The sequence below is a fragment of the Lactobacillus amylovorus DSM 20531 genome (genome assembly GCF_002706375.1).
Lineage (GTDB): Bacteria > Bacillota > Bacilli > Lactobacillales > Lactobacillaceae > Lactobacillus > Lactobacillus amylovorus.
The window spans coordinates 810,138-833,144 of the sequence record NZ_CP017706.1; the positions used below are offsets into that span (position 1 = coordinate 810,138).

The following is a 23,007-nucleotide window of genomic DNA, read 5'->3' on the forward strand; positions in this document are numbered from 1 at the left end:
GTTTCCCTCCGTTATATTATTTTATAAATCGATACGTAATTCTACCTTTAGTTAAATCGTATGGAGACAATTCAACAGTCACACGGTCTCCTGGCAAAATACGAATGTAGTGCATTCTAATTTTACCGGAAACGTGTGCTAAAATAGTAGCTCCATTTTCCAATTCAACTTTAAACATAGCATTAGGTAAGGTATCAACTACCTTACCTTCTACTTCAATGACATCATCTTTTGCCAAAGTTGTTCCTCCGCAATTAATACAGTCATACTTTGAAATTATAACACGGATAAAAAATTATACAAATTTTTCTTTATTGATTATTACTCAATACCGCATCAATGTCTTCAAAGACTTTTTCTGGAGTTTGTTCACCATTAATTACAGTAAGCAAACCTTTCTTTTGATAAAAGTCTTTCAAAGGAGCATTCATCTTTTCGTTAACTTCAAGACGATTCTTAACTACTTCTGGCTTATCGTCTTCACGTTGGTAGAATTCGTGTCCACCACAACGATCACAAGTACCTTCAACTTTAGGTTGCTTAGAAATCTTGTTGTAAGTAGCACCACAATTCTTACACATGTATCTTGCTGATAAACGCTTGATCAAAGTATCTTCGTCAACTTCAAGCGCGATGACATTTGTTAAAGGCTTGTTCAAACGTTTAGTAATGCCTTCAAGAAGTTCTGCTTGTACAGTAGTTCTTGGAAAACCGTCTAAGATGAAACCTTCTTTAATATCAGGTTGACCTAAACGTTCTTCAACTAATCTAGCAGTAACTTCATCTGGTACCAAATTACCTTTGTCGATGTAGCTTTTAGCTTCAAGACCAACCTTGGTCTTGTTAGCCATTGCTTCCCTAAACATATCTCCAGTTGAGATATGAGTTAAGTGATATTTGTCAACGATTCTCTCTGATGCTGTACCCTTACCAGCACCTGGTAAGCCTAAAAGAATTAAGTTAATCATTTTTCCGTTCCTATCTGATGAATCCAACATATTCTCTCTTCATTAACAAACCGTTAATTTGACGAGATAACTCAAGAACAACCCCAATTACAATTAAAAGACTTGTTCCTCCTAAACCAATGGAACTTGGGAGATTCCAGAAGTTTGTGGCCAATTGAGGCAATAGAGCAACTAAACCTAAAAATACTGAACCTACAGTTGATAATTTAATCAACATCTTTGAAATATAATTCTGGGTATCTTTTCCTGGCCAAACACTAGGAATGTAAGCACCTTGCTTTTGTAAGTTTTCTGCCAGCTTCTCAGGGTTAACCTGTACGAAAGCGTAGAAGAATGTAAATAAGATAATCAATAAAGTGTAGATGATAACCCCAGGAGTAGTTTGTAAACTAAAGATCTGGTTCATTACTTTAAACCATTGTTGATCGCCTTGGGTTCTTTGAAAGGCCATTAAAATTGTTGCCGGTGTAATGATAAATGAACTGGCGAAAATAACTGGAATAACTCCAGATACATTAACTTTTAATGGTAGAAAACTTTCAGAACCACTAATCGTCGCTCTTCTTGTGTATTGAATAGGAATGCGACGATCAGCTTGTTCAACCCATGTAACTAATTGAGTAACTACAAGGATTGCAACTATAACCGCGATGAAGAACAAAATACCTTTCCAACGATCACTGGAACTATTGTTAATAATTGATTCTTTGTAGATTTGCCATAAACCACTTGGTAATCTTGCAATGATACCAGCAAAAATAATTACTGATACACCATTACCAAGACCTTTATCGGTGATTTCATCACCCAACCATGTCAATAACATGGTACCAGCGGTCATGATAATAGCAATTTCTACATAAGTTTGAGGGGATTGGTTTTTAACCAATCCCATTTGAGTCAAGGCATTGAAACCTAACGTAATACCAATACTTTGAACAAAAGCAACAACTAATGCTAAATATCTTGTTACTTGATTAGTTTTACGACGACCTACTTCACCTTGTTTTCCCCATTCTACCAATGTCGGTACAATATCCATCTGTAACAGCTGGATTACAATTTGTGCCGTGATGTACGGGGAAACACCCAAAGAAAATATTGAATAGTTATCTAGCCCACCACCAGATACAGTATCTAGCATTGGAACTAATCCAGTTTGAGCAACCTGTGTGATCGCCTTTGCATTAACACCTGGAACAGTGATATTAGCACCGATCCGGTAGATTAATAGAATAAAGAGAGTGAAATAAATTTTATTTCTAATTTCTTTATCCTTAAAGGCGTTCTTCAAGGTCGAAAACATTAGATCACCTCAACAGTTCCGCCAGCGGCTTCAACTGCTTTCTTAGCAGCTGCGGAAACTTTATTAACCTTTACAGTTAACTTAACTTTTAATTCTCCGTTACCAAGTAACTTAACGCCTGATAATTCTTTCTTTACCAAGCCGTTTTCCTTAAGAGTTTCAACAGTTACTTCACTGCCATCTTTGAACTTATTTAAGTCATCTAAATTTACGATTGCGTATTCTTTACGGTTGATGTTCTTAAAACCACGCTTTGGCATAGTTCTGAACAATGGCATTTGACCACCTTCAAAACCTAAACGTGTGTGACCGCCTTGACGAGCCAATTGACCCTTTTGACCACGGCCAGAAGTCTTACCGTAACCACTTGAAGTACCACGACCGACACGTTTTCTATCACGACGTGAGCCTTCAGCAGAATGTAATTCATGAAGCTTCATTAAATTGGGCACCTCCTTGATATCCTATTTATTAATCTCTTCAACAGAGATTAAGTGAGCAATTTTCAATAATGCACCACGAGTAGCAGCGTTGTCTGGAAGAACAACAGTACTATCTACTCTACCCAAGCCAAGAGCTTTAACAATCTTTCTTTGTTCAGGTAGACGGTGAGCAGCACTTCTAATTAAAGTAATCTTTAAATCAGTCATCTATGATCTCCCTAATCTAAGCTCTTTCAGGTTGACGAAGTTTTTCTACTTCTTCACTAGTTCTAAGCTTCTTCAAACCATCGATAGTTGCACGAACAACGTTGATTGGAGTATTAGAACCAAGTGATTTTGAAGTTACGTCTGAGATACCAGCCATATCCATAACGATACGTACGGCACCACCAGCAGCAACACCAGAACCAGCTTCGGCAGGCTTCAATAAAATGTTACCTGAACCGTAGTGACCAATAACTTCATGAGGAATAGTAGTACCAACTTTAGGTACATTGATCATTTTCTTCTTACCGTCTTCTACAGCCTTACGGATTGCTTCTGGGACTTCTTGAGCTTTACCAGTACCAAAACCTACACGGCCTTTCTTGTCGCCAACAACAACAAGAGCAGCAAATCTCATGCGACGGCCACCTTTAACAACCTTAGTAATACGGTTGACAGCGACTAATTGATCTTCGATATCGTCTTTGTTTCTACGATTGTTACGAGAATCATTGCGGTTTGCCATGTGTTAATCTCCTTTCCTAGAATTCTAATCCGTTTTCACGAGCAGCATCAGCTAATGCTTGAACACGGCCGTGGTATAAGTAACCACTTCTATCAAATACAACGGCAGAAATGTTCTTTGCCTCAGCAGCTTCAGCAATTGCCTTACCTACAGCAGCAGCTTGTTCTACCTTAGTTGCATCTTCTGATACGTTTTCATCCAAAGTTGAGGCGCTTGCAAGCGTAACACCCGCTACGTCATCAATTAATTGAGCGTAGATGTTTTTATTTGAACGAAAAATGCTTAAGCGTGGGCGCTCAGCAGTACCAGAAATCTTACTACGAATACGTTTACGACGCTTTAAGCGTAACTTGTTTTTATCTGGTTTAGAAATCACAATTTCACCTCAAAATAAACTACTTATTACTTACCTGTCTTACCTTCCTTACGACGTACGTATTCGTCAACGTAACGAATACCTTTACCCTTGTAAGGTTCTGGTGGACGTACGGCGCGGATTTCAGCTGCAAATTGACCAACATCTTGCTTTGATACACCTTCAACTTCTACATCAGTTGCTGAAGTTGCCTTTACAGATACACCTTCTGGTGCAGTCAATACAACTGGGTGTGAGTAACCAACATTCAAAGTAATCTTGTTGCCTTGTGCTTGTGCACGGTAACCAACACCGATTAACTTCAAAGTCTTCTTGTAACCATCAACTACACCTTCGATCATTGAAGCTAAGTTAGCTCTTTCAGTACCGTGAAGTGCTTTATCGTTTTCACTTGAACGTGAGAAGTTGATCTTACCATCTTTTTGTTCAAAAGTGATCTTTGGATCGAAGTATCTAGTTAATTCACCTTTAGGACCCTTAACAGTAATGTTGTCGCCTTCTTTGGTAACAGTAACACTGTCAGGGACTTCAATAGTCTTTAAACCGATTCGGCTCATTGATTGTTCTCCTTTCTGTCAGTATTACCAAATGTAGGCAATTACTTCGCCGCCAACGTTCTTTTGTCTTGCTTCCTTGTCGGTAATAACACCAGCAGAAGTAGAAACGATGGCAATGCCCAAACCATTAAGAACTTTAGGTAAGTCTTCAGCGCTTACGTAGTTTCTAAGACCTGGCTTAGAAATACGCTTCAAACCTGAAATTACACGTTCTCCATTTGGACCGTATTTCAAGAATACCTTGATAATGCCTTGCTTGTTGTCATCTGCAACTTCGTAATCACGGATGAAACCTTCGCGCTTCAAAATTTCTGAAATAGACTTTTTAATGTTTGATGCAGGAATTTCAACTGAATCGTGCTTTGCCATGTTGGCATTTCTGATTCTAGTCAAGTAATCTGCGATTGGATCTGTCATGACCATTTAAGCTATCCTCCTAACCGTATCCTACCAACTAGCCTTTTTAAGACCAGGGATTTGACCCTTGTGTGCTAATTCCTTTAAGCAAATACGGCATAAACCGAATTTACGGTATACGGAGTGTGGACGACCACATCTCTCGCAACGTGTATATTCACGTGAAGAGAACTTAGCAGGACGACGATTTCTGATTTTTTGTGATGTTTTAGCCATTAATGTCCTCCACTATCTTGCAAACGGCATACCAAATTGAGTCAAAAGTTCACGAGCTTCTTCGTCAGTGTTGGCAGTAGTTACGATAACAATGTCTAAACCTCTAGTGCGGTTAACTTTATCAAAATCGATTTCTGGGAAAATCAATTGTTCCTTGATACCCAAAGTGTAGTTACCACGACCATCAAATGAACGAGTTGATACACCACGGAAGTCACGAACACGTGGAAGAGAAACATTGATCAACTTGTATAAGAAGTCGTACATTCTATCGCCTCTAAGAGTAACCTTAGCACCGATAGACATACCTTCACGTAAACGGAAGTTAGCGATTGACTTCTTAGCCTTAGTGATTAATGGCTTTTGGCCTGAAATCAAAGTTAATTCTTCAACTGCTTCGTCCAAGTTCTTGGCGTTTGAAACAGCGTCACCAACACCCATGTTTAAAACGATCTTGTCAATCTTAGGAATTTGCATTGATGAAGTGTAGTTGAACTTTTCTTCCAATGCAGGAGCTACTTTTTCTTTGTATTCTTCAGCTAAATAACTTGCCATTTGTGTCCTCCCTTCTACTTATCTTCTTTTTTACTAATTACTTTAACGTTTGATGCGTGAATTGAACCTTCTGATTCAACTACACCACCATTAGCGTTAACTTGTGAAGGCTTTTGGTGCTTCTTAATCTTGTTAACGCCCTTAACAACTACGCGGTTCTTCTTAACGTTAACAGAAAGAACAGTACCTTCTTTACCTTTATCTTTTCCGGCAATAACTTTTACCTTGTCACCAGTTTTAACGAACATCAGTGCACCTCACTATCAATTATAAGACTTCAGGAGCAAGAGAGACGATCTTCATAAAGTCGTGCTCACGTAACTCACGTGCAACTGGCCCAAAGATACGAGTACCACGTGGGCTCTTATCTGCGTTAATAATTACGCCAGCATTTTCGTCGAATTTGATGTATGAACCATCTTCACGACGTGCACCTGATTTGGTTCTAACAATAACTGCTTTTACAACGTCGCCTTTTTTGACAACGCCACCTGGTGTTGCTTGCTTAACAGTACATACTACGATGTCACCGATGTTACCAGTCTTACGCTTTGAACCACCTAAGACTCTAATAACTAAAAGTTCTCTGGCACCAGAGTTATCAGCAACCTTTAAACGGGATTCGTTTTGAATCACTGTGTAATCCTCCCCTCACTAAATCCGCAAATTAAACAGATTTCTTAACAATCTTTACTAAACGGAAGCGCTTCTTACGAGATAATGGACGGGTTTCCATGATACGTACAGTATCGCCAACTTTAGCTTCGTTATTTTCGTCTTGTGCGTAGTACTTCTTTGAATATTTGATACGCTTGTTGTAAACAGGGTGGTTCTTGTAAGTGTCAGCAACGACTACAATAGTCTTGTCCATCTTATCAGAAACTACACGACCTTGGTATACGTGACGACGATTTCTTTCGTTTGTTTCGCTCAAGTTAATAGCTCCCTTCCATTAATTGTTTTCTAACGCTTTTTCGCTCAGAATAGTCTTAATTCTGGCGATATTCTTGCGGACTTTACTCAAGCGAGCGGTATTTTCTAATTGACCCGTTGCTTGTTGGAAACGCAAATTAAAGAGTTCTTCTTTATATTGCTTTTCTTTTTCTAACATTTCATCAGTGGTTAATGCTCTGATATCTTTAGCCTTCATTAGATTCGCCACCTACTTCCGAACTTCTAGTTACAAACTTAGTCTTAATTGGTAACTTAGTTGAAGCAAGACGTAAAGCTTCACGAGCAGTTGCTTCATCAACACCACCAATTTCAAACATAATCTTTTCTCTCTTAACTACAGCTACCCAACCTGCTGGTGCACCTTTACCAGAACCCATACGTACACCAACACCTTTAGCAGTGTATGACTTTTGAGGGAAAATTCTAATCCAAACTTTACCGCCACGCTTCATGTAACGTGTCATAGCAACACGGGCAGCTTCGATTTGACGGTTAGTAATCCAATGTGATTCGAGGGCTTCAAGACCATATTCACCAAAGGCAATATACTTACCACCTTTAGCAGCACCACGCATCTTTCCACGGAATTCACGACGGTGTTTTACTCGTTTTGGTACTAAAGGCATTATCTATTTCCTCCCTTCGCTGGCTTTGAAGCTGGCTTATTCTTACGAGTTGGTAAGACTTCACCACGGTTGATCCAAACCTGGACACCAATTTCACCGTAAGTAGTGAATGCATTTACCCAAGCGTAATCAATATCAGCTCTCAAAGTTTGTAATGGAACACGACCTTCTGTGTGCCATTCTCTTCTTGCCATGTCGGCACCGTTCAAACGACCTGAAGTTTGAACCTTAATACCCTTGGCACCAGCACGCATAGCTCTTTGAGTAGCTTGACGCATAGCACGTCTGAAAGCAATACGAGCTTCAAGTTGACGAGCGATACCATCAGCTACTAATTCAGCATCAAGATCTGGTTTCTTAATTTCAACAATATTAATGTGAACTTGCTTACCAGTTAAAGCATTTAATTGTTTTCTTAAAGCTTCAACTTCAGAACCACCTTTACCAATTACCATACCTGGCTTAGCAGTATGAATTGAGATGTTGATTCTGTTAGCTGCACGTTCAATTTCAACAGTAGATACTGAAGCATCCTTCAATTTTTCTGAGATAAATTTTCTGATTCGAAGGTCTTCGTTTAAAGTTTCTTTGTATCCCTTGTCAGCATACCATTTTGATTCCCAATCGCGGATAACACCGAGACGAAAACCGTTTGGGTTAATCTTTTGACCCATTAATATACCTCCCTTAATCGTTCTTTTCTGAAACTACTACAACTACGTGACTGGTTCTCTTGTTAATTGGAGAAGCCATACCCTTAGCACGTGGACGGAATCTCTTCAAGGTTGCACCTTCGTTTACGTAAGCTTCTGATACGTAAAGGTTAGCACTTTCAAGATCGTAGTTGTGTTCTGCGTTAGCAATAGCTGAACGTAAAACTTTTTCAACGATTGGGGAAGCAGCTCTAGGCGTAAATTCTAAGATTGCTAATGCTTCAGCAACGCTCTTGCCACGAATTAAGTCAACGACTAAACGAGCTTTTCTTGGAGCGATGCGAACAGTTCTTGCTTCAGCCTTAGCTGAACTAATTTGTTCTGCCATTTAGATGTTTCTCCTTCCTCTAAGCTTGTGTTGTGGCTTTATCATCAGTGGATCTGTGTCCGTGGAAAGTTCTTGTTGGAACAAATTCACCTAACTTATGACCAACCATGTCTTCAGTAACATATACTGGAACATGTTTTCTACCATCGTAAACAGCTATAGTCAAACCTACAAAGGAAGGGAAAATAGTTGAACGACGTGACCAAGTCTTAATAACTTGTTTCTTATCTGCATCTGCTTGTGCATCAACCTTCTTTAATAAAGATGCATCAGCAAAAGGACCTTTTTTAATACTACGGCTCATTAATTAACCCTCCTTCTATTATTTGCTACCCTTACGGTGACGAATGATTAACTTCTCGCTAGCCTTCTTGATATCTCTAGTCTTGATACCACGAGCCTTCTTACCCCATGGAGTCATAGGTTGTGGACGACCAACAGGAGCCTTACCTTCACCACCACCATGTGGGTGATCGTTAGGGTTCATTACAGAACCACGTGATTGAGGACGCTTGCCTAACCAACGCTTACGACCAGCTTTACCTAATTGGATTAAGGAGTGTTGTTCGTTACCAACCACACCGATAGTAGCACGGCATGATGATAAAATCTTACGAACTTCGCCACTTTGTAATCTAATCAAAGTGTAGTCCCCATCAACACCTAAAACTTGAGCTGAAGCACCAGCACTTCTTACAAGTTGACCACCCTTGCCTGGCTTCAATTCAATATTGTGAATTGCAGTACCAGTAGGGATGTTCTTCAATGCTAATGCATTACCTGGCTTAATGTCAACTTCGTCGCCTGATTCAACGATGTCGCCAACCTTTAAGCCCTTAGGTGCCAAAATGTAAGCCTTGATACCATCAGTGTAGTGAAGCAAAGCGATGTTAGCAGTTCTGTTGGGATCGTATTCGATTGCCTTTACAACTGCCTTTGCATTGTCTTTGTTACGCTTAAAGTCGATGATACGGTATTTTTGTTTGTGACCACCACCACGGTGTCTTACAGTGATATGACCATATGAGTTACGACCTGCAGTGTGTGATTGTGATTCAAGTAAAGTCTTTTCAGGCTTTGTCTTGGTAATCTCAGCAAAGTCGGAAGAAGTCATATGACGACGACCATTCGTGGTTGGCTTGTAAATCTTAATAGCCAATTGACTGACCTCCTATTACTTATTGTCTTCTTTATCTTCGTCTTGGAAAATCTTAATACTGTTTGAATCGTCAGTTAAAGCAACAATAGCCTTTCTACGACGAGCAGTCTTACCAGTGTAACGACCTACTCGCTTGTCCTTGCCGCGAACGTTCATAATGTTAACGTTCTTTACTTTAACATCGAAGATTTCTTCAACAGCATTGCGAACTTGTGTCTTGGTTGCAGTTAAAAGCACGTCGAAAGTGTACTTCTTATCATCCATTAAGTTCGTAGACTTTTCAGTAATGACAGGTCTTAAAATGATATCGCGTGCATCCATTAAGCCAAAACCTCCTCGATCTTCTTAACAGCATCTTGAGACAAGATTAACTTGCCGTAGTTAACAGCATCTTCAACATTCAAACCGTTAACTGGAACAGCCTTAACCTTAGCCAAGTTTCTTGCGGAAAGTTGTACATTGTTATCATCAGTAACAATTAAAACCTTACCATCAGCGTTTAAGCTGTTTAACATTGATACTAATTCCTTAGTCTTAGGAGCTGACATAGTCAACTTGTCTAAAACGATTAAATCATTGTCAATCAACTTTTGGGAAAGAACTGACTTAATAGCCAAACGACGTTGCTTTCTTGGCATAGTGTATGCGTATGAACGTGGAATTGGGCCAAATACTGTACCACCGCCACGCCATTGTGGAGCTCTGATAGAACCTTGACGAGCACGACCAGTACCCTTTTGTCTCCAAGGTTTCTTACCACCGCCGCGAACAGCAGATCTATTCTTAACCTTTGAGGTACCTTGACGCTTGCCGGCTCTTTGTCTAATGATTGCTTCAAAAACGACGTTATCGTTAGGTTCAATACCAAAAACTTTATCGTTTAAAGTAACTTCACCAGAGTCTTTACCGTTTTGATCCATAACTTTTAAATTAGCCATTCTAGTCCTCCTTCCTATTTATCAGCCTTAACAGCTTTAGAAGCAGTCTTAACAACGATTAATGAGTTCTTAGCACCAGGAACATTACCCTTAATCATTAATACGTTCTTATCTGCTACAACTTTTTCAATTACTAAGTTTTCAATGGTAACTTTCTTTACACCCATGTGACCTGGCAAACGCTTGCCCTTTGGTACACGGTTAATGATGGAACCCATTGAACCAGGAATTCTGTGGTATCTTGAACCGTGGGTTTCTGGTCCTCTTGATTGGCCCCAACGCTTAATGTTACCTTGGTATCCATGACCTCTTGAAGTACCAGTAACGTTTACAACGTCACCTTCCTTGAATGTATCCACAGTAACTTCTGAGCCGACTTCATAGTCCTTAAGCTCAACACCGCGGATTTCCCGAATGAAGCGCTTAGGCGAAGTCTTTGCTTTATCAGCATGACCTTTTTCTGGTTTGTTGCTCAAAACTTCACGCTTGTCTTGGTAACCTAATTGAACTGCTTCGTAACCGTCTGACTCAACAGTCTTAACTTGCATAACAACGTTAGGAGTTGCTTCTACAACAGTTACAGGAACAAGGACACCATCTTTAGTAAAGATTTGAGTCATACCAACTTTTCTTCCTAAGATTCCTTTGGTCATGTTTACACCTCTTTCTATTATTTAAATTACAGTTTAATTTCGATGTCTACGCCGCTTGGAAGATCAAGCTTCATTAATGAATCAACAGTCTTAGGTGTTGGATTCAAAATGTCGATCAAACGCTTGTGAGTGCGCATTTCAAATTGTTCACGTGAGTCCTTGTTCTTGTGTGGTGAACGAAGAACAGTGAATAAAGTTCTTTCTGTTGGAAGAGGAACTGGACCTGAAATTTCAGCACCAGTTCTCTTTGCAGTAGCTACGATCTTAGCAGCTGATTCATCGAGAATACCATGTTCGTAAGACTTAAGTCTAATACGAATTGTTTGACTTGCCATTAAATTACCTCCTTAACGTCTTCTTTAAAAGATGACTAGCTCGGCAAAAATTCCCCGCACGCCACTGTGGCAATGCAGCCTGGTGTGCCGCAACCTTTTGCGTCAAAGCTTTACAACAATATTCTAGCTTTAGAGCACAATTGCCCCTCAAGCACAAAGACTATTGTACTTTGTCTCCCCTTAAATATCAAGGGTTAAGGGCATTTTTCTAAAAATTTTTTCAAAAAAAGAGCTATTGAAAAATCTTCAATAACTCTTTTTTGTATGTAATTGTTTTCAATTAAGCTAAAAGCATTTCGGCTTTTTTAACTGAAATTATTCAGCTTCGCCGCCACGCTTCTTGATGATTTCAGCTTGAATTGACTTAGGAGTTGGTGAGTAGTGATCAAATACCATAGTAAATGTACCACGACCTTGAGTTGATGAACGCAAAGTAGTTGCGTAACCAAACATTTCTGAAAGTGGAACAAATGAGTTAATGATCTTAGCACCGGCTCTGTCTTCCATACCTTCCATGGTACCACGACGAGCAGTGATTGAACCCATAACGTCACCTAAGTATTCTTCTGGAGTAGTTACTTGAACCTTCATAATTGGTTCCAAGATAACCGCGCCAGCCTTTGAAGCAGCGTTCTTCAAAGCAAGTGAAGCAGCAACCTTGAAGGCAGCTTCTGATGAGTCGACTTCGTGGTAACTACCATCGTAAAGCTTAGCCTTAACGTCGATCAATGGGTAACCTGCAAGAACACCATTCTTCATAGCTTCTTGTAAACCTTGGTCAACTGAAGGAATGAATTCACGAGGAACAACACCACCAACGATGGCATCTTCGAATTCGTAACCCTTACCTTCTTCGTTAGGAGTAAAGTCAATCCAAACGTCACCGTATTGACCTTTACCACCTGATTGACGAACAAACTTACCTTGTGCCTTAGCTTCCTTGGTGAAGGTTTCACGGTAAGCAACTTGTGGTTCACCGATCTTAGCATCAACGTTAAATTCACGTCTCATACGTTCAACCATGATGTCAAGGTGAAGTTCACCCATACCTGAAATCAAAGTTTGACCAGTTTCTGGGTTAGTTTCAGCACGGAAAGTTGGGTCTTCTTCAGTAAGCTTTTGCAAAGCAACGTCCATCTTATCACGGTCAGCCTTTGACTTAGGTTCAACTGATACTTGGATAACTGGATCTGGAACTTTCAAGCTTTCCAAAATAAGTGGGTGATCTGGGTCAGTTAATGAGTCACCAGTAGTGGTGTTCTTCAAACCGATGGCACCAGCGATATCACCTGAGAATACTTCTGGAATTTCAGTTCTTGAGTTGGCGTGCATTTGAAGCAAACGACCTACACGTTCACGACTGTTCTTTGAAGCGTTCAATACGTATGAACCTGATTCAAGAGAACCGGTGTAAACACGGATGAAAGTCAAACGACCTACGAATGGGTCAGTAGCGATCTTGAATGCAAGAGCTGCAAATGGCTTCTTATCGTCAGCCATAAGTTCAACTTCATCACCAGTCTTAGGATCGTGAGCAATGTAAGGCTTAACGTCAAGTGGTGATGGCAAGTAGTCAATAACACCATCAAGCATCATTTGAACACCCTTGTTCTTGAATGCTGAACCAGCGTAAACTGGGAAGAACTTCAAGTCCAAAGTAGCTTTACGGATAGCTGCCTTTAATTCATCGTTAGAAATTTCTTCACCGCCAAGGAATTTTTCCATGATGCCGTCATCAACATCGGCTACGGCTTCAATTAAGTCGTTACGACGTGCTTCAGCTTCTTCCTTGTATTCGTCAGGAACTGGAACAGTATCCCACTTAGAACCAAGCTTGTCTTCGTCGTAGATGTCGGCAACCATGTTGATTAAGTCGATAACACCTTCAAAAGTGTCAGCTGAACCAATTGGCATTTGAACAGCATGTGCATTAGCGTTTAAACGTTCGTGCAATGACTTAACTGACTTATCGAAGTCAGCACCGATCTTATCCATCTTGTTAACGAAAACAATACGAGGAACACCGTAAGTTTCAGCTTGACGCCATACGTTTTCAGTTTGTGGTTCAACACCAGCTTGGGCATCAAGAACAGTTACGGCACCATCAAGAACACGAAGTGAACGTTCTACTTCGATAGTGAAGTCAACGTGTCCTGGGGTGTCGATGATGTTAATTCTGTGGTCTTTCCATTGTGCAGTAGTAGCTGCAGAAGTAATGGTGATACCACGTTCCTTTTCTTCATCCATCCAGTCCATTTGTGAATCACCTTCGTGAGTTTCACCAATTTTGTGGATCTTACCAGTGTAGTAAAGGATACGTTCAGTAGTAGTAGTCTTACCCGCATCGATGTGGGCCATAATACCAATGTTACGTGTCTTTGCTAATGGAAATTCACGCTTGTTAGCCATAAATTATTCTCTCCTTAAATTAAAACGAACAAATTAGAAGCGGTAGTGTGCAAATGCACGGTTAGCTTCAGCCATACGGTGAACATCTTCACGCTTCTTAACTGCTGAACCAGTGTTGTTTGAAGCATCGATAATTTCGTTAGCTAAACGTTCATCCATAGTGTGTTCGTTACGTAAACGAGCGTATGAAACAAGCCATCTTAAACCTAAAGTAGTTCTTCTTTCAGGACGTACTTCAACTGGGATTTGGTAGTTTGAACCACCGATACGGCGAGCTCTAACTTCCAAAACTGGCATAACGTTGTTCATAGCTTCTTCAAATACATCAAGTGGTTCCTTACCAGTCTTGTCTTGAACAATGTTGAAAGCATCGTAAAGGATTGAAGATGCCTTAGCTCTCTTACCATCAATCATTAAGTGGTTGATTAACTTGGTAACAAGCTTTGAGTTGTAAACTGGATCTGCTAAAACGTCTCTCTTAGTTACGTGACCTTTTCTAGGCATTATTTAACTCCTCCTTTAATCTTTCTTAGCACCGTACTTAGAACGGCTTTGCTTTCTGCCATCAACACCAGCAGTATCGAGGGCACCACGAACGATGTGGTAACGTACACCAGGAAGGTCCGTTACACGACCACCACGGATTAATACAACTGAGTGTTCTTGCAAGTTGTGGCCTTCACCTGGGATGTAGGCAGTAACTTCGATCAAGTTTGAAAGACGAACACGAGCGTACTTACGCAAAGCTGAGTTAGGCTTCTTTGGAGTCATAGTACCAACACGAGTTGCAACACCGCGCATTTGTGGAGCTGGGTTGAATACTGATTCCTTCTTCATACTGTTGTAGCTGTAATTCAAAGCAGGTGACTTTGATTTAGTAACCTTTGAATGACGGCCTTTTCTTACCAATTGATTAATGGTTGGCATTAATTTTTCCTCCTAAAAATTACTATTTTGTTCACACATCCGGGAGTTTCTTTTTTTGGCTCACGAATAGACTGTTCAAAACATACAAAGACTATTGTACTCGGTTTTAAACAGAAATCAAACTTTTTCAAAATAAAAAAAGAAAAATCACCTTTTTTGCGTAATAAATAATGAGGTGATTTTTTTGAATTCAATATATTATTTTTTCAATTTTATGATTGGTAGTTGCTTGGCATCCCATGCCCTAGTTATTTATGAGCGCTGGCCCGAGCAAAACACTATCTTTTCTCGTTCTCATTGCAGCAATTGCAAATTTGAGCTTTTGCTTTTAGATGAAATACCAATTTTTTCTTTTTTATTCTTAAAAGGTCGTTGCCGATATTGCCAATCCCCTATTCCTGCAGAATTATTTTTATTTGAAATAATTGGCGGTATTGCTTTCACTACAATTGATTTTAGTAATAAAAATTGCATTTTAACATCAATCTTACTTTTTTCATTACTATTAACTACAATCGCAGATTATAACCAACAAAGTTTTGATTTGCTTTTTCTTGTTCCCGCTGCTGTAATTGCTCTCCTATATAATCAATTCGCTAACTACAAGCTAATAGATTGGATTTCTTTTGGCTGCATCACATTTGTTTTAAGTTGGAATATTTTTAAGCAAAAAATGGGATCTGGCGATCTACTCATTTATTTAATAATTGCAAGCTACTTTTCTGTAACTGCAGCTAGCCTTGCTTTACTTGTGGCTTCTTTTCTAGCAATTACCGTTTTTATAATTGAGCAAAACAACAAAAAGCAGAGTTTCCCTTTTTTACCCTATATCTTTATTGGTTTAATCTTCACTCAATTTTTAATATAAAAAAAGCGTTTCTACCAATAAGATAGAAACACTTTTTATTAGATAAAGCTATTTTTACTTAGCCTTGTCCTTTTCTTTCATCTGTTTTTCGATATCAGCAATTGAGTAAACTGAATCTGGCTTCTTTACATCAGCTTCAGGTTCCATGCTGCGGTATACAGGCATACCAGTACCAGCTGGAATAATCTTACCGATAATAACGTTTTCCTTAAGTCCAAGAAGTGGGTCGTTCTTGCCTCTGATTGAAGCATCAGTAAGCACACGAGTAGTTTCCTGGAATGAAGCAGCTGACAAGAAACTGTTAGTTTCCAAAGCGGCCTTAGTAATACCTAAGATTACGCTTTGTGCAGTTGCTGGAATACCACCAGAAATGATTACTTCCTTGTTGCGGTCTCTAAATTGACCGATATCCATTACTTCACCTGGTAAGATGTCAGTTTCACCTGGGTCAAGTACACGTACCTTTTGAAGCATTTGACGAGTCAATACTTCGACGTGCTTATCAGAGATATCTACACCCTGCATTCTGTAGGCTTTTTGAACTTCAGCTAAGATGTACTTTTCAGTAGTCAAAGTATCAGTTACTTGGATCAATTCCTTAGGGTCAACAGAACCAAGAGTCAACTTATCACCACGGTGAACAGTATCGCCTTCAGCTACGGCAACAGAAGCAGTGTAAGGAACACTGTAACTTCTAGTATCAATCTTGCCCTTAACTGTGATTTCACGAGTATGTTCTGCTGGGTTTTCTTGAATTGAATCAACTACACCATCTACTTCAGAAATGGTTGCACGACCCTTAGGGTTACGTGCTTCGAACAATTCTTGAACACGAGGCAAACCTTGAGTAATATCTTCAGCACCGGCAACACCACCGTTGTGGAAAGTTCTCAAAGTAAGCTGAGTACCTGGTTCACCAATTGATTGTGCGGCAACCGTACCAACTGCTTCACCGACCTCAACTTCTTCACCAGTAGCAAGGTTCATACCGTAACACTTGCGACATACACCGTGAGGAGTATCACAGGTAAGAATTGAACGAATCTTAACGTGAGTTACACTAGCATCACAAATCTTGTGAGCCATAGCTTCGTCCATCATGACATCTTTACCAACGATAGCTTCACCGGTCTTTGGATCCTTAACAGTTTCAGCAGTAAAACGACCAAGTAAACGGTCAAATAATGGTTCGATTAATTCGTCACCTTCCATGATGGCGCTAACTGTAATACCACGATCAGTACCACAATCGTCTTCACGGATAATAACATCCTGAGCAACATCAACCAAACGACGAGTCAAGTAACCTGACTGAGCAGTTTTCAAAGCAGTATCAGTCATACCTTTACGAGCACCGTGAGTGGACATGAACAATTCAAGCACAGACAAACCTTCCTTGAAGTTTGAGGTAACTGGAATTTCGAACAAACCACCGTTTGGAGTAGCCATCAAACCACGCATACCGGCTAACTGAGTAAAGTTAGAAATGTTACCACGGGCACCTGAGTCGGCCATGATTGAAATTGGGTTGCGAGGTGAGTGAATTTGAGCAATTTCGTTTTGGATTTCATCCTTACATGCATTCCAAATACTAATTACTCGATCGTGACGTTCTTGCTCAGTAATTAAACCACGTCTGAATTGCTTAGAAACAATATCAACTTGCTTACGTGCCTTAGCTACCTTTTCATCCTTATCGTGGATTTCAGGAACGTCATTCATACCAATAGTAATACCTGAAGTAGTTGAACTAGTGTAACCTAACTTCTTCAAGTCATCCAAGTATTCTGAAGTTCTTTGAACCTTGTAGTACTTGTAAATAGTAGCAATAGAATCTGATAAGAAGCTACTCTTGAATGGACTAGCAATCAAATAATCGGCAACTTTATCGATTCTGTCCTTAATGTCTTCACCTTCGTCTAAGAAGTACTTAGCATCCAATGGATTGTTCAAGTTCTTCTCAGTTGGTTCATTGATGTAGAAGTAGTCATCTGGGAACAATTGGTTGAAGACGATCTTACCATAAGTGGTAATGAAGATACCATGTTCATGTCCCTTAGGCCATGGCTTCTTAGGCATAGAATCTGCTGACATACCAATAATAGTATGGTAGTGAATGTCACCATTTTCGTAAGCTACAGTTGCTTCTGCTGGTGAACTGAAGATCATGCCTTCACCTTCACGACCACGTTCAGCTTGAGTTAACCAGTAGTTACCCAAAACGATATCCTGTGATGGAGTAACGATTGGCTTACCATCCTTAGGAGCCAAGATGTGGTGAGCTGCAAGCATAAGCAAACGTGATTCAGCAACAGCTTCATCTGAAAGTGGAACGTGGATGGCCATCTGGTCACCATCGAAGTCGGCGTTGTAAGCTTCACAAGCTAATGGGTGAAGTCTGATTGACTTACCTGGTACCAAAACTGGTTCAAAGGCTTGGATACTCAAACGGTGAAGAGTAGGTGCACGGTTCAAAAGAACTGGACGTTCCTTAATAACATCTTCAAGTACATCCCAGATATCGTCATCTTCACGATCGATCTTACGCTTAGCATTCTTAATGTTAGAAGCAATACCACGCTTAACCAATTCGTGCATTACGAATGGTTTGAACAATTCCAAAGCCATTGGACGAGGAACACCACATTGATAGAACTTCAATTTTGGTGAAACATCGATAACTGAACGACCTGAGTAGTCTACACGCTTACCAAGCAAGTTTTGACGGAAACGACCTTGCTTACCTTTAAGCATGTGTGAAAGTGACTTAAGTGGACGGTTACCTGGTCCTACAACTGGACGACCACGACGACCGTTGTCAATTAAAGCATCAACAGCTTCTTGAAGCATACGCTTTTCGTTTTGAACGATGATGTTTGGAGCGTTCAAATCAAGCAATCTCTTCAAACGGTTATTACGGTTAATAACACGTCTGTACAAATCGTTCAAATCTGAAGTTGCGAAACGTCCACCTTCAAGTTGAACCATTGGACGAAGATCTGGTGGGATAACTGGAACAGCATCCATAACCATCCATTCAGGTTTGTTGCCTGACTTCTTGAATGCATCCAAAATATCCAAACGTCTGATTGCACGAGTACGCTTTTGACCAGTTGCAGTTTGAAGTTCTTTCTTCAAATCCTTAACTTCTTTGTCAAGGTCAACCTTCTTAAGCAAATCACGGATAGCTTCAGCACCCATTTTAGCTACAAAGCGATTACCGTATTTTGCCTTTTGTTCACGATATTCAGCTTCAGTTAATAATTGCTTAGGTTCAAGATCAGTATCACCTGGGTCAATTACGATGTATGCAGCAAAGTAAATTACTTCTTCAAGCAATCTTGGAGAAATATCCAATACCAAACCCATTCTTGATGGAATACCTTTGAAGTACCAAATATGAGTTACAGGAGCTGCTAATTCGATGTGACCCATACGTTCTCTTCTTACCTTTGAAGAAGTAACTTCAACGCCACAACGATCACAAACTATGCCGCGGTATCTAACACCCTTGTACTTACCACAAGCACATGACCAATCTTTTGTTGGTCCAAAAATTCTTTCATCAAACAAGCCATCTTTTTCAGGCTTTAAAGTACGGTAGTTGATGGTCTCTGGCTTCTTAACTTCACCATATGACCAGCTTCTGATCTTGTTAGGTGATGCAAGACCAATTTGCATACTTTCAAACTTATTTACGTCGATCAAAAGTTTAACCTCCTACTATTTAGAAACTTTACCGTCAGATTCATCTGCAGGAGCTGCTGGCTTGTCTGCAGTCTTTTCGTCATCTTTTTTATCTTCTGATTTTTCAGTTTCTTCGGCTAACTTCTTCTTTTCTTGTTCTTCTGCCATGCGTGACAATGCATCGATATTCAAGTGTTCACTTGATTCTCCATCCATATCACGAAGTTCAATTTCCTTGTGGTTCATATCAAGAACACGAATGTCCAAACCTAATGATTGAAGTTCCTTAACAAGAACACGGAATGATTCAGGTACACCTGGCTTAGGAATTCTTTCGCCCTTAACGATAGCTTCATATGCTCTTACACGACCAACAACGTCATCTGACTTGTAAGTCAAGATTTCTTGCAATGTGTAAGCAGCACCGTAAGCTTCAAGAGCCCAAACTTCCATTTCACCGAAACGCTGACCACCGAATTGAGCTTTACCACCCAAAGGTTGTTGAGTAACCAATGAGTAAGGCCCAATTGAACGAGCGTGGATCTTGTCGTCAACCATGTGAGTAAGTTTCAAGTAGTGCATGACACCAACTGATACACGGTTGTGGAATGGTTCACCGGTACGACCATCGTAAATAACAGTCTTACCGTCTTTATCAACACCAGCTTGACGAACAGTATCCCAAACATCGTTTTCGTTTGCACCATCAAATACTGGAGTTGCAACGTGAATACCTAATTGACGAGCAGCAGCACCCAAGTGCAATTCAAGAAGCTGTCCAATGTTCATACGTGATGGAACACCCATTGGGTTCAAACAAATGTCTACTGGAGTACCATCTGGAAGATATGGCATATCTTCTTCTGGAACAACTGCGGCAACAGTACCCTTGTTACCGTGACGACCAGACATCTTGTCACCAACTTGGATCTTTCTCTTTTGGGCAATGTAGACACGAACCATAGTGTTTACACCTGGAGAAAGTTCGTCGCCGGCTTCACGAGTATAAACCTTAACGTCTTGAACGATACCGCCACCACCGTGTGGTACACGAAGCGAAGTATCACGAACTTCACGAGCCTTTTCACCAAAGATAGCGTGAAGTAATCTTTCTTCAGCAGATAATTCGGTTACACCCTTAGGAGTTACCTTACCTACCAAAATGTCGCCATCGTGAACTTCTGCACCGACACGAACGATACCATCGGCATCAAGATCCTTCAATGCATCTTCACCAATGTTAGGCAATTCTCTAGTGATTTCTTCAGGACCAAGCTTAGTATCACGAGCTTCTGATTCGTAGTCTTCGATACTAATTGAAGTGTAGACATCATCCTTAACCAAACGTTCTGAAAGCATGATGGCATCTTCGTAGTTGTACATGTTCCAAGTCATAAATGCGATCAATGGGTTTTGACCTAAAGCAAGTTCGCCGTGATCCATAGTTGGACCGTTAGCAATAACGTCGCTTACGTCAACGTGATCACCTAATTTAACATTAGGAGTTTGGTTGTATGACTTAGAGTTGTTTGAACGACGGTACTTTTCAAGAGTGTACTTGTCTAAGGTGCCATCTTCACGTCTAATACGGATTTCGTTGGCATCAACGTATTCAACAGTACCTGCAGCCTTAGCAATTAAAGCGGCACCTGAATCGTGAGCTGCACGATATTCCATACCAGTACCAACAAGTGAACCGTGTGGGTTGATCAAAGGAGCAGCCTGACGTTGCTGGTTGGCACCCATCAAAGCACGGTTGGAGTCGTCGTTTTCAAGGAATGGAATACATGCTGAAGCAACTGAAACAACTTGCTTAGGAATAACGTCCATATAGTCAATCTTGTCTGGAGTAACTTCGACGTTATCTTCCTTTTGACGAGCCAAAATAATGTTTTCCTTAAATGAACCATCGTCATTCAAAGGAGTGTTAGCACCGGCAATGATGTAGTTATCTTCTTCATCAGCAGTCAAGTAGTCGATCTTGTCAGTTACCTTGTGAGTATCCCAAGAAACACGACGGTATGGAGTTTCAATGAAACCATACTTGTTAATGATTGCGTATGAAGCAAGTGAGTTGATCAAACCAATGTTAGGACCTTCAGGTGTTTCAATAGGACACAAGCGACCATAGTGAGTATAGTGAACGTCACGAACTTCATATCCGGCACGGTCACGAGTCAAACCACCAGGCCCTAAAGCTGACATACGACGCTTGTGGGTCAATTCACCTAATGGGTTGTGTTGGTCCATGAACTGTGAAAGTTGTGATGAACCGAAGAATTCCTTGATACTTGCAACAATTGGACGAATGTTGATCAATTGTTGTGGAGTAACAGCTGATGGATCTTGGATTGACATTCTTTCACGAACAACACGTTCCATTCTTGCTAAACCAATTCTGAATTGGTTTTGAAGAAGTTCACCAACACGACGAATACGACGGTTACCCAAGTGGTCGATATCATCAGTAGTACCGATCTTGTCTTGCAATGCAAAGAAGTAGTTGATTGAAGCCAAAACATCAGCTGGAGTTAAGTGCTTAACATCTGCAGCAATATGACCATTAGACATCAACTTAACTTCACGTTCAGGGTCAACCTTTGAGTAAACCTTAATTTCTTGAACAGTAATGGGATCTGGCAATACACCTTCCTTTGAAGGTTGGTAAGTTACCATCTTGAAGTCATCACGATCAAGGTATGGAGCAAGCTTGTCCATTACTTCGTGGTTAACAACAGTATCTTTCTTAGCAATGATTTCACCAGTATCTGGATCAGCCAAAGTTTCAGCTAAAGTTTGACCGTACAAACGGTTCTTAAGTGAAAGCTTCTTGTTGATCTTGTAACGACCAACTGGTGCCAAGTCGTAACGACGTGGATCAAAGAAACGGGCATATAGCAATGAACGTGATGAATCAGTAGTCTTTGGTTCACCTGGACGAAGTCTTTCGTAAATGTCCTTCAAAGCTTCAGCTACACGTGAGTCAGCTGGGTTCTTGTGAACATCCTTGTCCAAAGTAAATTGCAAAGTATCGCTTTGACCAAACATATCAATAATGTCGCTGTCAGAGCCAATACCCATTGCTCTAATCAAAACTGTAAGTGGCAACTTACGAGTACGGTCAACACGAACAAATGAAACATTCTTAGCGTCAGTTTCATATTCAAGCCAAGCACCACGGTTAGGAATAACAGTAGTACCAAAGATTTGACGACCGTTCTTGTCGTAATCGCCAGTGTAATATACACCAGGAGATCTTACTAATTGAGAAACGATAACTCTTTCAGCACCATTAACGATGAATGAACCTGATTCAGTCATCAATGGTAAATCGCCAAAGAATACATCTTGAGTCTTAATTTCACCAGTTTCTTGGTTAGTAAGCTTCAAAGTAACGTGCATTGGTGCAGCATAAGTTGCATCGTGATCACGAGCTTCATCAACTGTGTACTTAGGCTTTTGAAGCTTGTAGCCAACATATTCTAATGAAAGCTTACCTGAGAAGTCACTAATAGGCATAATGTCATCAAAGACTTCTTTAATGCCTTTATCAAGAAACCACTTATATGATTCGGTTTGAACATCGGTCAAGTTTGGCAGCTTCAATACTTCCTTAATTCGGGAAAAACTGCGTCTAGTTCGATGCTTACCGTAGTTCACTACGTGTCCATTTAACAAGGAAAAACATCCTTTCTGTCTAAGAAAGCAAATATTACATTTCTGTTACAAATTCAAAAAACCGCAATTTTAGGCATAAAAAAGACAAAAACAACGTATGTCGTTTTTGTCAATATCATTTTGCTGGACAATAGATCAGCAAAATCCTGAATCTCAGTCTTTTT

General features: G+C 40.2%; 30 protein-coding genes. 1 reads left to right on the plus strand and 29 read right to left on the minus strand.

Annotation, left to right across the window (positions count from 1 at the left end; translation table 11 throughout):
* Positions 1 to 16: 16 nt before the first annotated feature.
* The 27 genes from infA to rpsL all read right to left on the minus strand — a co-directional run bounded on the left by infA (position 17) and on the right by rpsL (position 14,610).
* On the minus strand, positions 17 to 238 hold the full coding sequence (infA, locus tag LA20531_RS04285) for a translation initiation factor IF-1 (RefSeq protein ID WP_002878178.1): 222 nt from the start codon (positions 236 to 238) through the stop codon (positions 17 to 19).
* Positions 239 to 311: 73 nt separating this feature from the next.
* Positions 312 to 968 (minus strand): adenylate kinase, encoded by a 657-nt coding sequence (locus tag LA20531_RS04290; protein WP_013641476.1) that lies wholly within the window; start codon positions 966 to 968, stop codon positions 312 to 314.
* Between the two features lie 10 nt (positions 969 to 978).
* Positions 979 to 2,274, minus strand: coding sequence for a preprotein translocase subunit SecY (gene secY / locus LA20531_RS04295; RefSeq protein WP_056939869.1), 1,296 nt, complete (start codon positions 2,272 to 2,274; stop codon positions 979 to 981).
* Positions 2,274 to 2,714: a 50S ribosomal protein L15 gene (gene rplO, locus LA20531_RS04300; protein WP_013437141.1), complete on the minus strand. Its 441-nt coding sequence runs from the start codon at positions 2,712 to 2,714 to the stop codon at positions 2,274 to 2,276. Before rplO ends, secY begins: the two co-directional genes overlap by 1 nt.
* Before the next feature lie 24 nt (positions 2,715 to 2,738).
* Entirely contained in the window at positions 2,739 to 2,924 is a 186-nt protein-coding gene (gene rpmD, locus LA20531_RS04305) for a 50S ribosomal protein L30 (RefSeq protein WP_003549042.1), read from the minus strand.
* Between the two features lie 16 nt (positions 2,925 to 2,940).
* Positions 2,941 to 3,447, minus strand: coding sequence for a 30S ribosomal protein S5 (gene rpsE / locus LA20531_RS04310; RefSeq protein WP_013437140.1), 507 nt, complete (start codon positions 3,445 to 3,447; stop codon positions 2,941 to 2,943).
* Between the two features lie 16 nt (positions 3,448 to 3,463).
* Positions 3,464 to 3,823 carry a 50S ribosomal protein L18 gene (rplR, locus tag LA20531_RS04315; protein ID WP_056939870.1) on the minus strand — a complete coding sequence of 120 codons (360 nt, stop codon included), beginning with the start codon at positions 3,821 to 3,823 and terminating at the stop codon, positions 3,464 to 3,466.
* A gap of 26 nt (positions 3,824 to 3,849) precedes the next feature.
* Complete coding sequence (gene rplF, locus LA20531_RS04320) at positions 3,850 to 4,380, minus strand: 50S ribosomal protein L6 (RefSeq protein WP_056939871.1); 531 nt, start codon at positions 4,378 to 4,380, stop codon at positions 3,850 to 3,852.
* A gap of 24 nt (positions 4,381 to 4,404) precedes the next feature.
* The gene (gene rpsH, locus LA20531_RS04325) at positions 4,405 to 4,803 is read right to left on the minus strand and encodes a 30S ribosomal protein S8 (protein ID WP_056939872.1); all 399 of its coding nucleotides are present in this window, start codon (positions 4,801 to 4,803) and stop codon (positions 4,405 to 4,407) included.
* 24 nt (positions 4,804 to 4,827) lie between these two features.
* Positions 4,828 to 5,013, minus strand: a complete 186-nt coding sequence (locus tag LA20531_RS04330; protein ID WP_003549037.1) for a type Z 30S ribosomal protein S14 — start codon at positions 5,011 to 5,013, stop codon at positions 4,828 to 4,830.
* 12 nt (positions 5,014 to 5,025) lie between these two features.
* Positions 5,026 to 5,568: a 50S ribosomal protein L5 gene (gene rplE, locus LA20531_RS04335; RefSeq protein ID WP_056939873.1), complete on the minus strand. Its 543-nt coding sequence runs from the start codon at positions 5,566 to 5,568 to the stop codon at positions 5,026 to 5,028.
* 14 nt (positions 5,569 to 5,582) lie between these two features.
* Positions 5,583 to 5,816, minus strand: a complete 234-nt coding sequence (rplX, locus tag LA20531_RS04340) for a 50S ribosomal protein L24 (RefSeq protein WP_013437135.1) — start codon at positions 5,814 to 5,816, stop codon at positions 5,583 to 5,585.
* A 19-nt stretch (positions 5,817 to 5,835) separates the two neighbouring features.
* Positions 5,836 to 6,204 (minus strand): 50S ribosomal protein L14, encoded by a 369-nt coding sequence (gene rplN, locus LA20531_RS04345; protein WP_007126804.1) that lies wholly within the window; start codon positions 6,202 to 6,204, stop codon positions 5,836 to 5,838.
* Between the two features lie 31 nt (positions 6,205 to 6,235).
* Positions 6,236 to 6,502 carry a 30S ribosomal protein S17 gene (gene rpsQ / locus LA20531_RS04350; protein WP_056939874.1) on the minus strand — a complete coding sequence of 89 codons (267 nt, stop codon included), beginning with the start codon at positions 6,500 to 6,502 and terminating at the stop codon, positions 6,236 to 6,238.
* Between the two features lie 18 nt (positions 6,503 to 6,520).
* Positions 6,521 to 6,718 carry a 50S ribosomal protein L29 gene (gene rpmC / locus LA20531_RS04355; protein WP_003549032.1) on the minus strand — a complete coding sequence of 66 codons (198 nt, stop codon included), beginning with the start codon at positions 6,716 to 6,718 and terminating at the stop codon, positions 6,521 to 6,523.
* Positions 6,708 to 7,148 (minus strand): 50S ribosomal protein L16, encoded by a 441-nt coding sequence (gene rplP / locus LA20531_RS04360; protein WP_003625792.1) that lies wholly within the window; start codon positions 7,146 to 7,148, stop codon positions 6,708 to 6,710. Before rplP ends, rpmC begins: the two co-directional genes overlap by 11 nt.
* The gene (rpsC, locus tag LA20531_RS04365) at positions 7,148 to 7,822 is read right to left on the minus strand and encodes a 30S ribosomal protein S3 (RefSeq protein WP_013437133.1); all 675 of its coding nucleotides are present in this window, start codon (positions 7,820 to 7,822) and stop codon (positions 7,148 to 7,150) included. Before rpsC ends, rplP begins: the two co-directional genes overlap by 1 nt.
* A gap of 13 nt (positions 7,823 to 7,835) precedes the next feature.
* Complete coding sequence (gene rplV / locus LA20531_RS04370; protein ID WP_003625788.1) at positions 7,836 to 8,189, minus strand: 50S ribosomal protein L22; 354 nt, start codon at positions 8,187 to 8,189, stop codon at positions 7,836 to 7,838.
* Positions 8,190 to 8,208: 19 nt separating this feature from the next.
* Positions 8,209 to 8,493, minus strand: a complete 285-nt coding sequence (gene rpsS / locus LA20531_RS04375) for a 30S ribosomal protein S19 (protein ID WP_013437132.1) — start codon at positions 8,491 to 8,493, stop codon at positions 8,209 to 8,211.
* A gap of 18 nt (positions 8,494 to 8,511) precedes the next feature.
* Positions 8,512 to 9,348: a 50S ribosomal protein L2 gene (rplB, locus tag LA20531_RS04380; RefSeq protein ID WP_013437131.1), complete on the minus strand. Its 837-nt coding sequence runs from the start codon at positions 9,346 to 9,348 to the stop codon at positions 8,512 to 8,514.
* A gap of 15 nt (positions 9,349 to 9,363) precedes the next feature.
* The gene (gene rplW, locus LA20531_RS04385; protein WP_056939875.1) at positions 9,364 to 9,669 is read right to left on the minus strand and encodes a 50S ribosomal protein L23; all 306 of its coding nucleotides are present in this window, start codon (positions 9,667 to 9,669) and stop codon (positions 9,364 to 9,366) included.
* Positions 9,669 to 10,286, minus strand: a complete 618-nt coding sequence (rplD, locus tag LA20531_RS04390; protein ID WP_056939876.1) for a 50S ribosomal protein L4 — start codon at positions 10,284 to 10,286, stop codon at positions 9,669 to 9,671. The genes rplW and rplD overlap by 1 nt, the downstream gene beginning before the upstream one ends.
* Before the next feature lie 14 nt (positions 10,287 to 10,300).
* Entirely contained in the window at positions 10,301 to 10,939 is a 639-nt protein-coding gene (rplC, locus tag LA20531_RS04395) for a 50S ribosomal protein L3 (protein ID WP_005720335.1), read from the minus strand.
* 26 nt (positions 10,940 to 10,965) lie between these two features.
* Entirely contained in the window at positions 10,966 to 11,274 is a 309-nt protein-coding gene (gene rpsJ, locus LA20531_RS04400; protein WP_003549023.1) for a 30S ribosomal protein S10, read from the minus strand.
* A gap of 315 nt (positions 11,275 to 11,589) precedes the next feature.
* A complete protein-coding gene (gene fusA, locus LA20531_RS04405) occupies positions 11,590 to 13,683 on the minus strand; it encodes an elongation factor G (protein ID WP_056939877.1) in 2,094 nt (697 codons plus the stop codon).
* Positions 13,684 to 13,716: 33 nt separating this feature from the next.
* On the minus strand, positions 13,717 to 14,187 hold the full coding sequence (rpsG, locus tag LA20531_RS04410) for a 30S ribosomal protein S7 (RefSeq protein ID WP_003549021.1): 471 nt from the start codon (positions 14,185 to 14,187) through the stop codon (positions 13,717 to 13,719).
* A gap of 15 nt (positions 14,188 to 14,202) precedes the next feature.
* The gene (gene rpsL / locus LA20531_RS04415; RefSeq protein ID WP_056939878.1) at positions 14,203 to 14,610 is read right to left on the minus strand and encodes a 30S ribosomal protein S12; all 408 of its coding nucleotides are present in this window, start codon (positions 14,608 to 14,610) and stop codon (positions 14,203 to 14,205) included.
* Between the two features lie 184 nt (positions 14,611 to 14,794).
* Here rpsL and LA20531_RS04420 point away from each other — a divergent pair, with 184 nt between their 5' ends.
* Positions 14,795 to 15,478: a prepilin peptidase gene (locus LA20531_RS04420; RefSeq protein WP_056939879.1), complete on the plus strand. Its 684-nt coding sequence runs from the start codon at positions 14,795 to 14,797 to the stop codon at positions 15,476 to 15,478.
* 54 nt (positions 15,479 to 15,532) lie between these two features.
* On the opposite strand, the gene rpoC is transcribed toward LA20531_RS04420, so the two are convergent.
* Together rpoC and rpoB are read right to left on the minus strand one after the other, a co-directional pair.
* Positions 15,533 to 19,186 (minus strand): DNA-directed RNA polymerase subunit beta', encoded by a 3,654-nt coding sequence (gene rpoC / locus LA20531_RS04425; protein WP_056939880.1) that lies wholly within the window; start codon positions 19,184 to 19,186, stop codon positions 15,533 to 15,535.
* Between the two features lie 15 nt (positions 19,187 to 19,201).
* On the minus strand, positions 19,202 to 22,843 hold the full coding sequence (gene rpoB, locus LA20531_RS04430) for a DNA-directed RNA polymerase subunit beta (protein ID WP_056939881.1): 3,642 nt from the start codon (positions 22,841 to 22,843) through the stop codon (positions 19,202 to 19,204).
* Positions 22,844 to 23,007 lie beyond the last annotated feature (164 nt).

What these genes read in the sequence shown, in the direction of transcription:
- rpmD (WP_003549042.1), bottom strand. Translation starts at nt 2,924, where the DNA reads ATGACTGATTTAAAGATTACTTTAATTAGAAGTGCTGCTCACCGTCTA.
- rplD (WP_056939876.1), bottom strand. Translation starts at nt 10,286, where the DNA reads ATGGCTAATTTAAAAGTTATGGATCAAAACGGTAAAGACTCTGGTGAA.
- rpsE (WP_013437140.1), bottom strand. Translation starts at nt 3,447, where the DNA reads ATGGCAAACCGCAATGATTCTCGTAACAATCGTAGAAACAAAGACGAT.
- fusA (WP_056939877.1), bottom strand. Translation starts at nt 13,683, where the DNA reads ATGGCTAACAAGCGTGAATTTCCATTAGCAAAGACACGTAACATTGGT.
- rpsS (WP_013437132.1), bottom strand. Translation starts at nt 8,493, where the DNA reads ATGAGCCGTAGTATTAAAAAAGGTCCTTTTGCTGATGCATCTTTATTA.
- rpsL (WP_056939878.1), bottom strand. Translation starts at nt 14,610, where the DNA reads ATGCCAACCATTAATCAATTGGTAAGAAAAGGCCGTCATTCAAAGGTT.
- LA20531_RS04290 (WP_013641476.1), bottom strand. Translation starts at nt 968, where the DNA reads ATGATTAACTTAATTCTTTTAGGCTTACCAGGTGCTGGTAAGGGTACA.
- rplX (WP_013437135.1), bottom strand. Translation starts at nt 5,816, where the DNA reads ATGTTCGTTAAAACTGGTGACAAGGTAAAAGTTATTGCCGGAAAAGAT.
- LA20531_RS04330 (WP_003549037.1), bottom strand. Translation starts at nt 5,013, where the DNA reads ATGGCTAAAACATCACAAAAAATCAGAAATCGTCGTCCTGCTAAGTTC.
- rplO (WP_013437141.1), bottom strand. Translation starts at nt 2,714, where the DNA reads ATGAAGCTTCATGAATTACATTCTGCTGAAGGCTCACGTCGTGATAGA.
- secY (WP_056939869.1), bottom strand. Translation starts at nt 2,274, where the DNA reads ATGTTTTCGACCTTGAAGAACGCCTTTAAGGATAAAGAAATTAGAAAT.
- rpsC (WP_013437133.1), bottom strand. Translation starts at nt 7,822, where the DNA reads ATGGGTCAAAAGATTAACCCAAACGGTTTTCGTCTCGGTGTTATCCGC.
- rplW (WP_056939875.1), bottom strand. Translation starts at nt 9,669, where the DNA reads ATGGATGCACGCGATATCATTTTAAGACCTGTCATTACTGAAAAGTCT.
- rplV (WP_003625788.1), bottom strand. Translation starts at nt 8,189, where the DNA reads ATGGCAGAACAAATTAGTTCAGCTAAGGCTGAAGCAAGAACTGTTCGC.
- rpsJ (WP_003549023.1), bottom strand. Translation starts at nt 11,274, where the DNA reads ATGGCAAGTCAAACAATTCGTATTAGACTTAAGTCTTACGAACATGGT.
- rpmC (WP_003549032.1), bottom strand. Translation starts at nt 6,718, where the DNA reads ATGAAGGCTAAAGATATCAGAGCATTAACCACTGATGAAATGTTAGAA.
- rpsG (WP_003549021.1), bottom strand. Translation starts at nt 14,187, where the DNA reads ATGCCTAGAAAAGGTCACGTAACTAAGAGAGACGTTTTAGCAGATCCA.
- rplP (WP_003625792.1), bottom strand. Translation starts at nt 7,148, where the DNA reads ATGCCTTTAGTACCAAAACGAGTAAAACACCGTCGTGAATTCCGTGGA.
- rplE (WP_056939873.1), bottom strand. Translation starts at nt 5,568, where the DNA reads ATGGCAAGTTATTTAGCTGAAGAATACAAAGAAAAAGTAGCTCCTGCA.
- rpsH (WP_056939872.1), bottom strand. Translation starts at nt 4,803, where the DNA reads ATGGTCATGACAGATCCAATCGCAGATTACTTGACTAGAATCAGAAAT.
- rplC (WP_005720335.1), bottom strand. Translation starts at nt 10,939, where the DNA reads ATGACCAAAGGAATCTTAGGAAGAAAAGTTGGTATGACTCAAATCTTT.
- rplF (WP_056939871.1), bottom strand. Translation starts at nt 4,380, where the DNA reads ATGAGCCGAATCGGTTTAAAGACTATTGAAGTCCCTGACAGTGTTACT.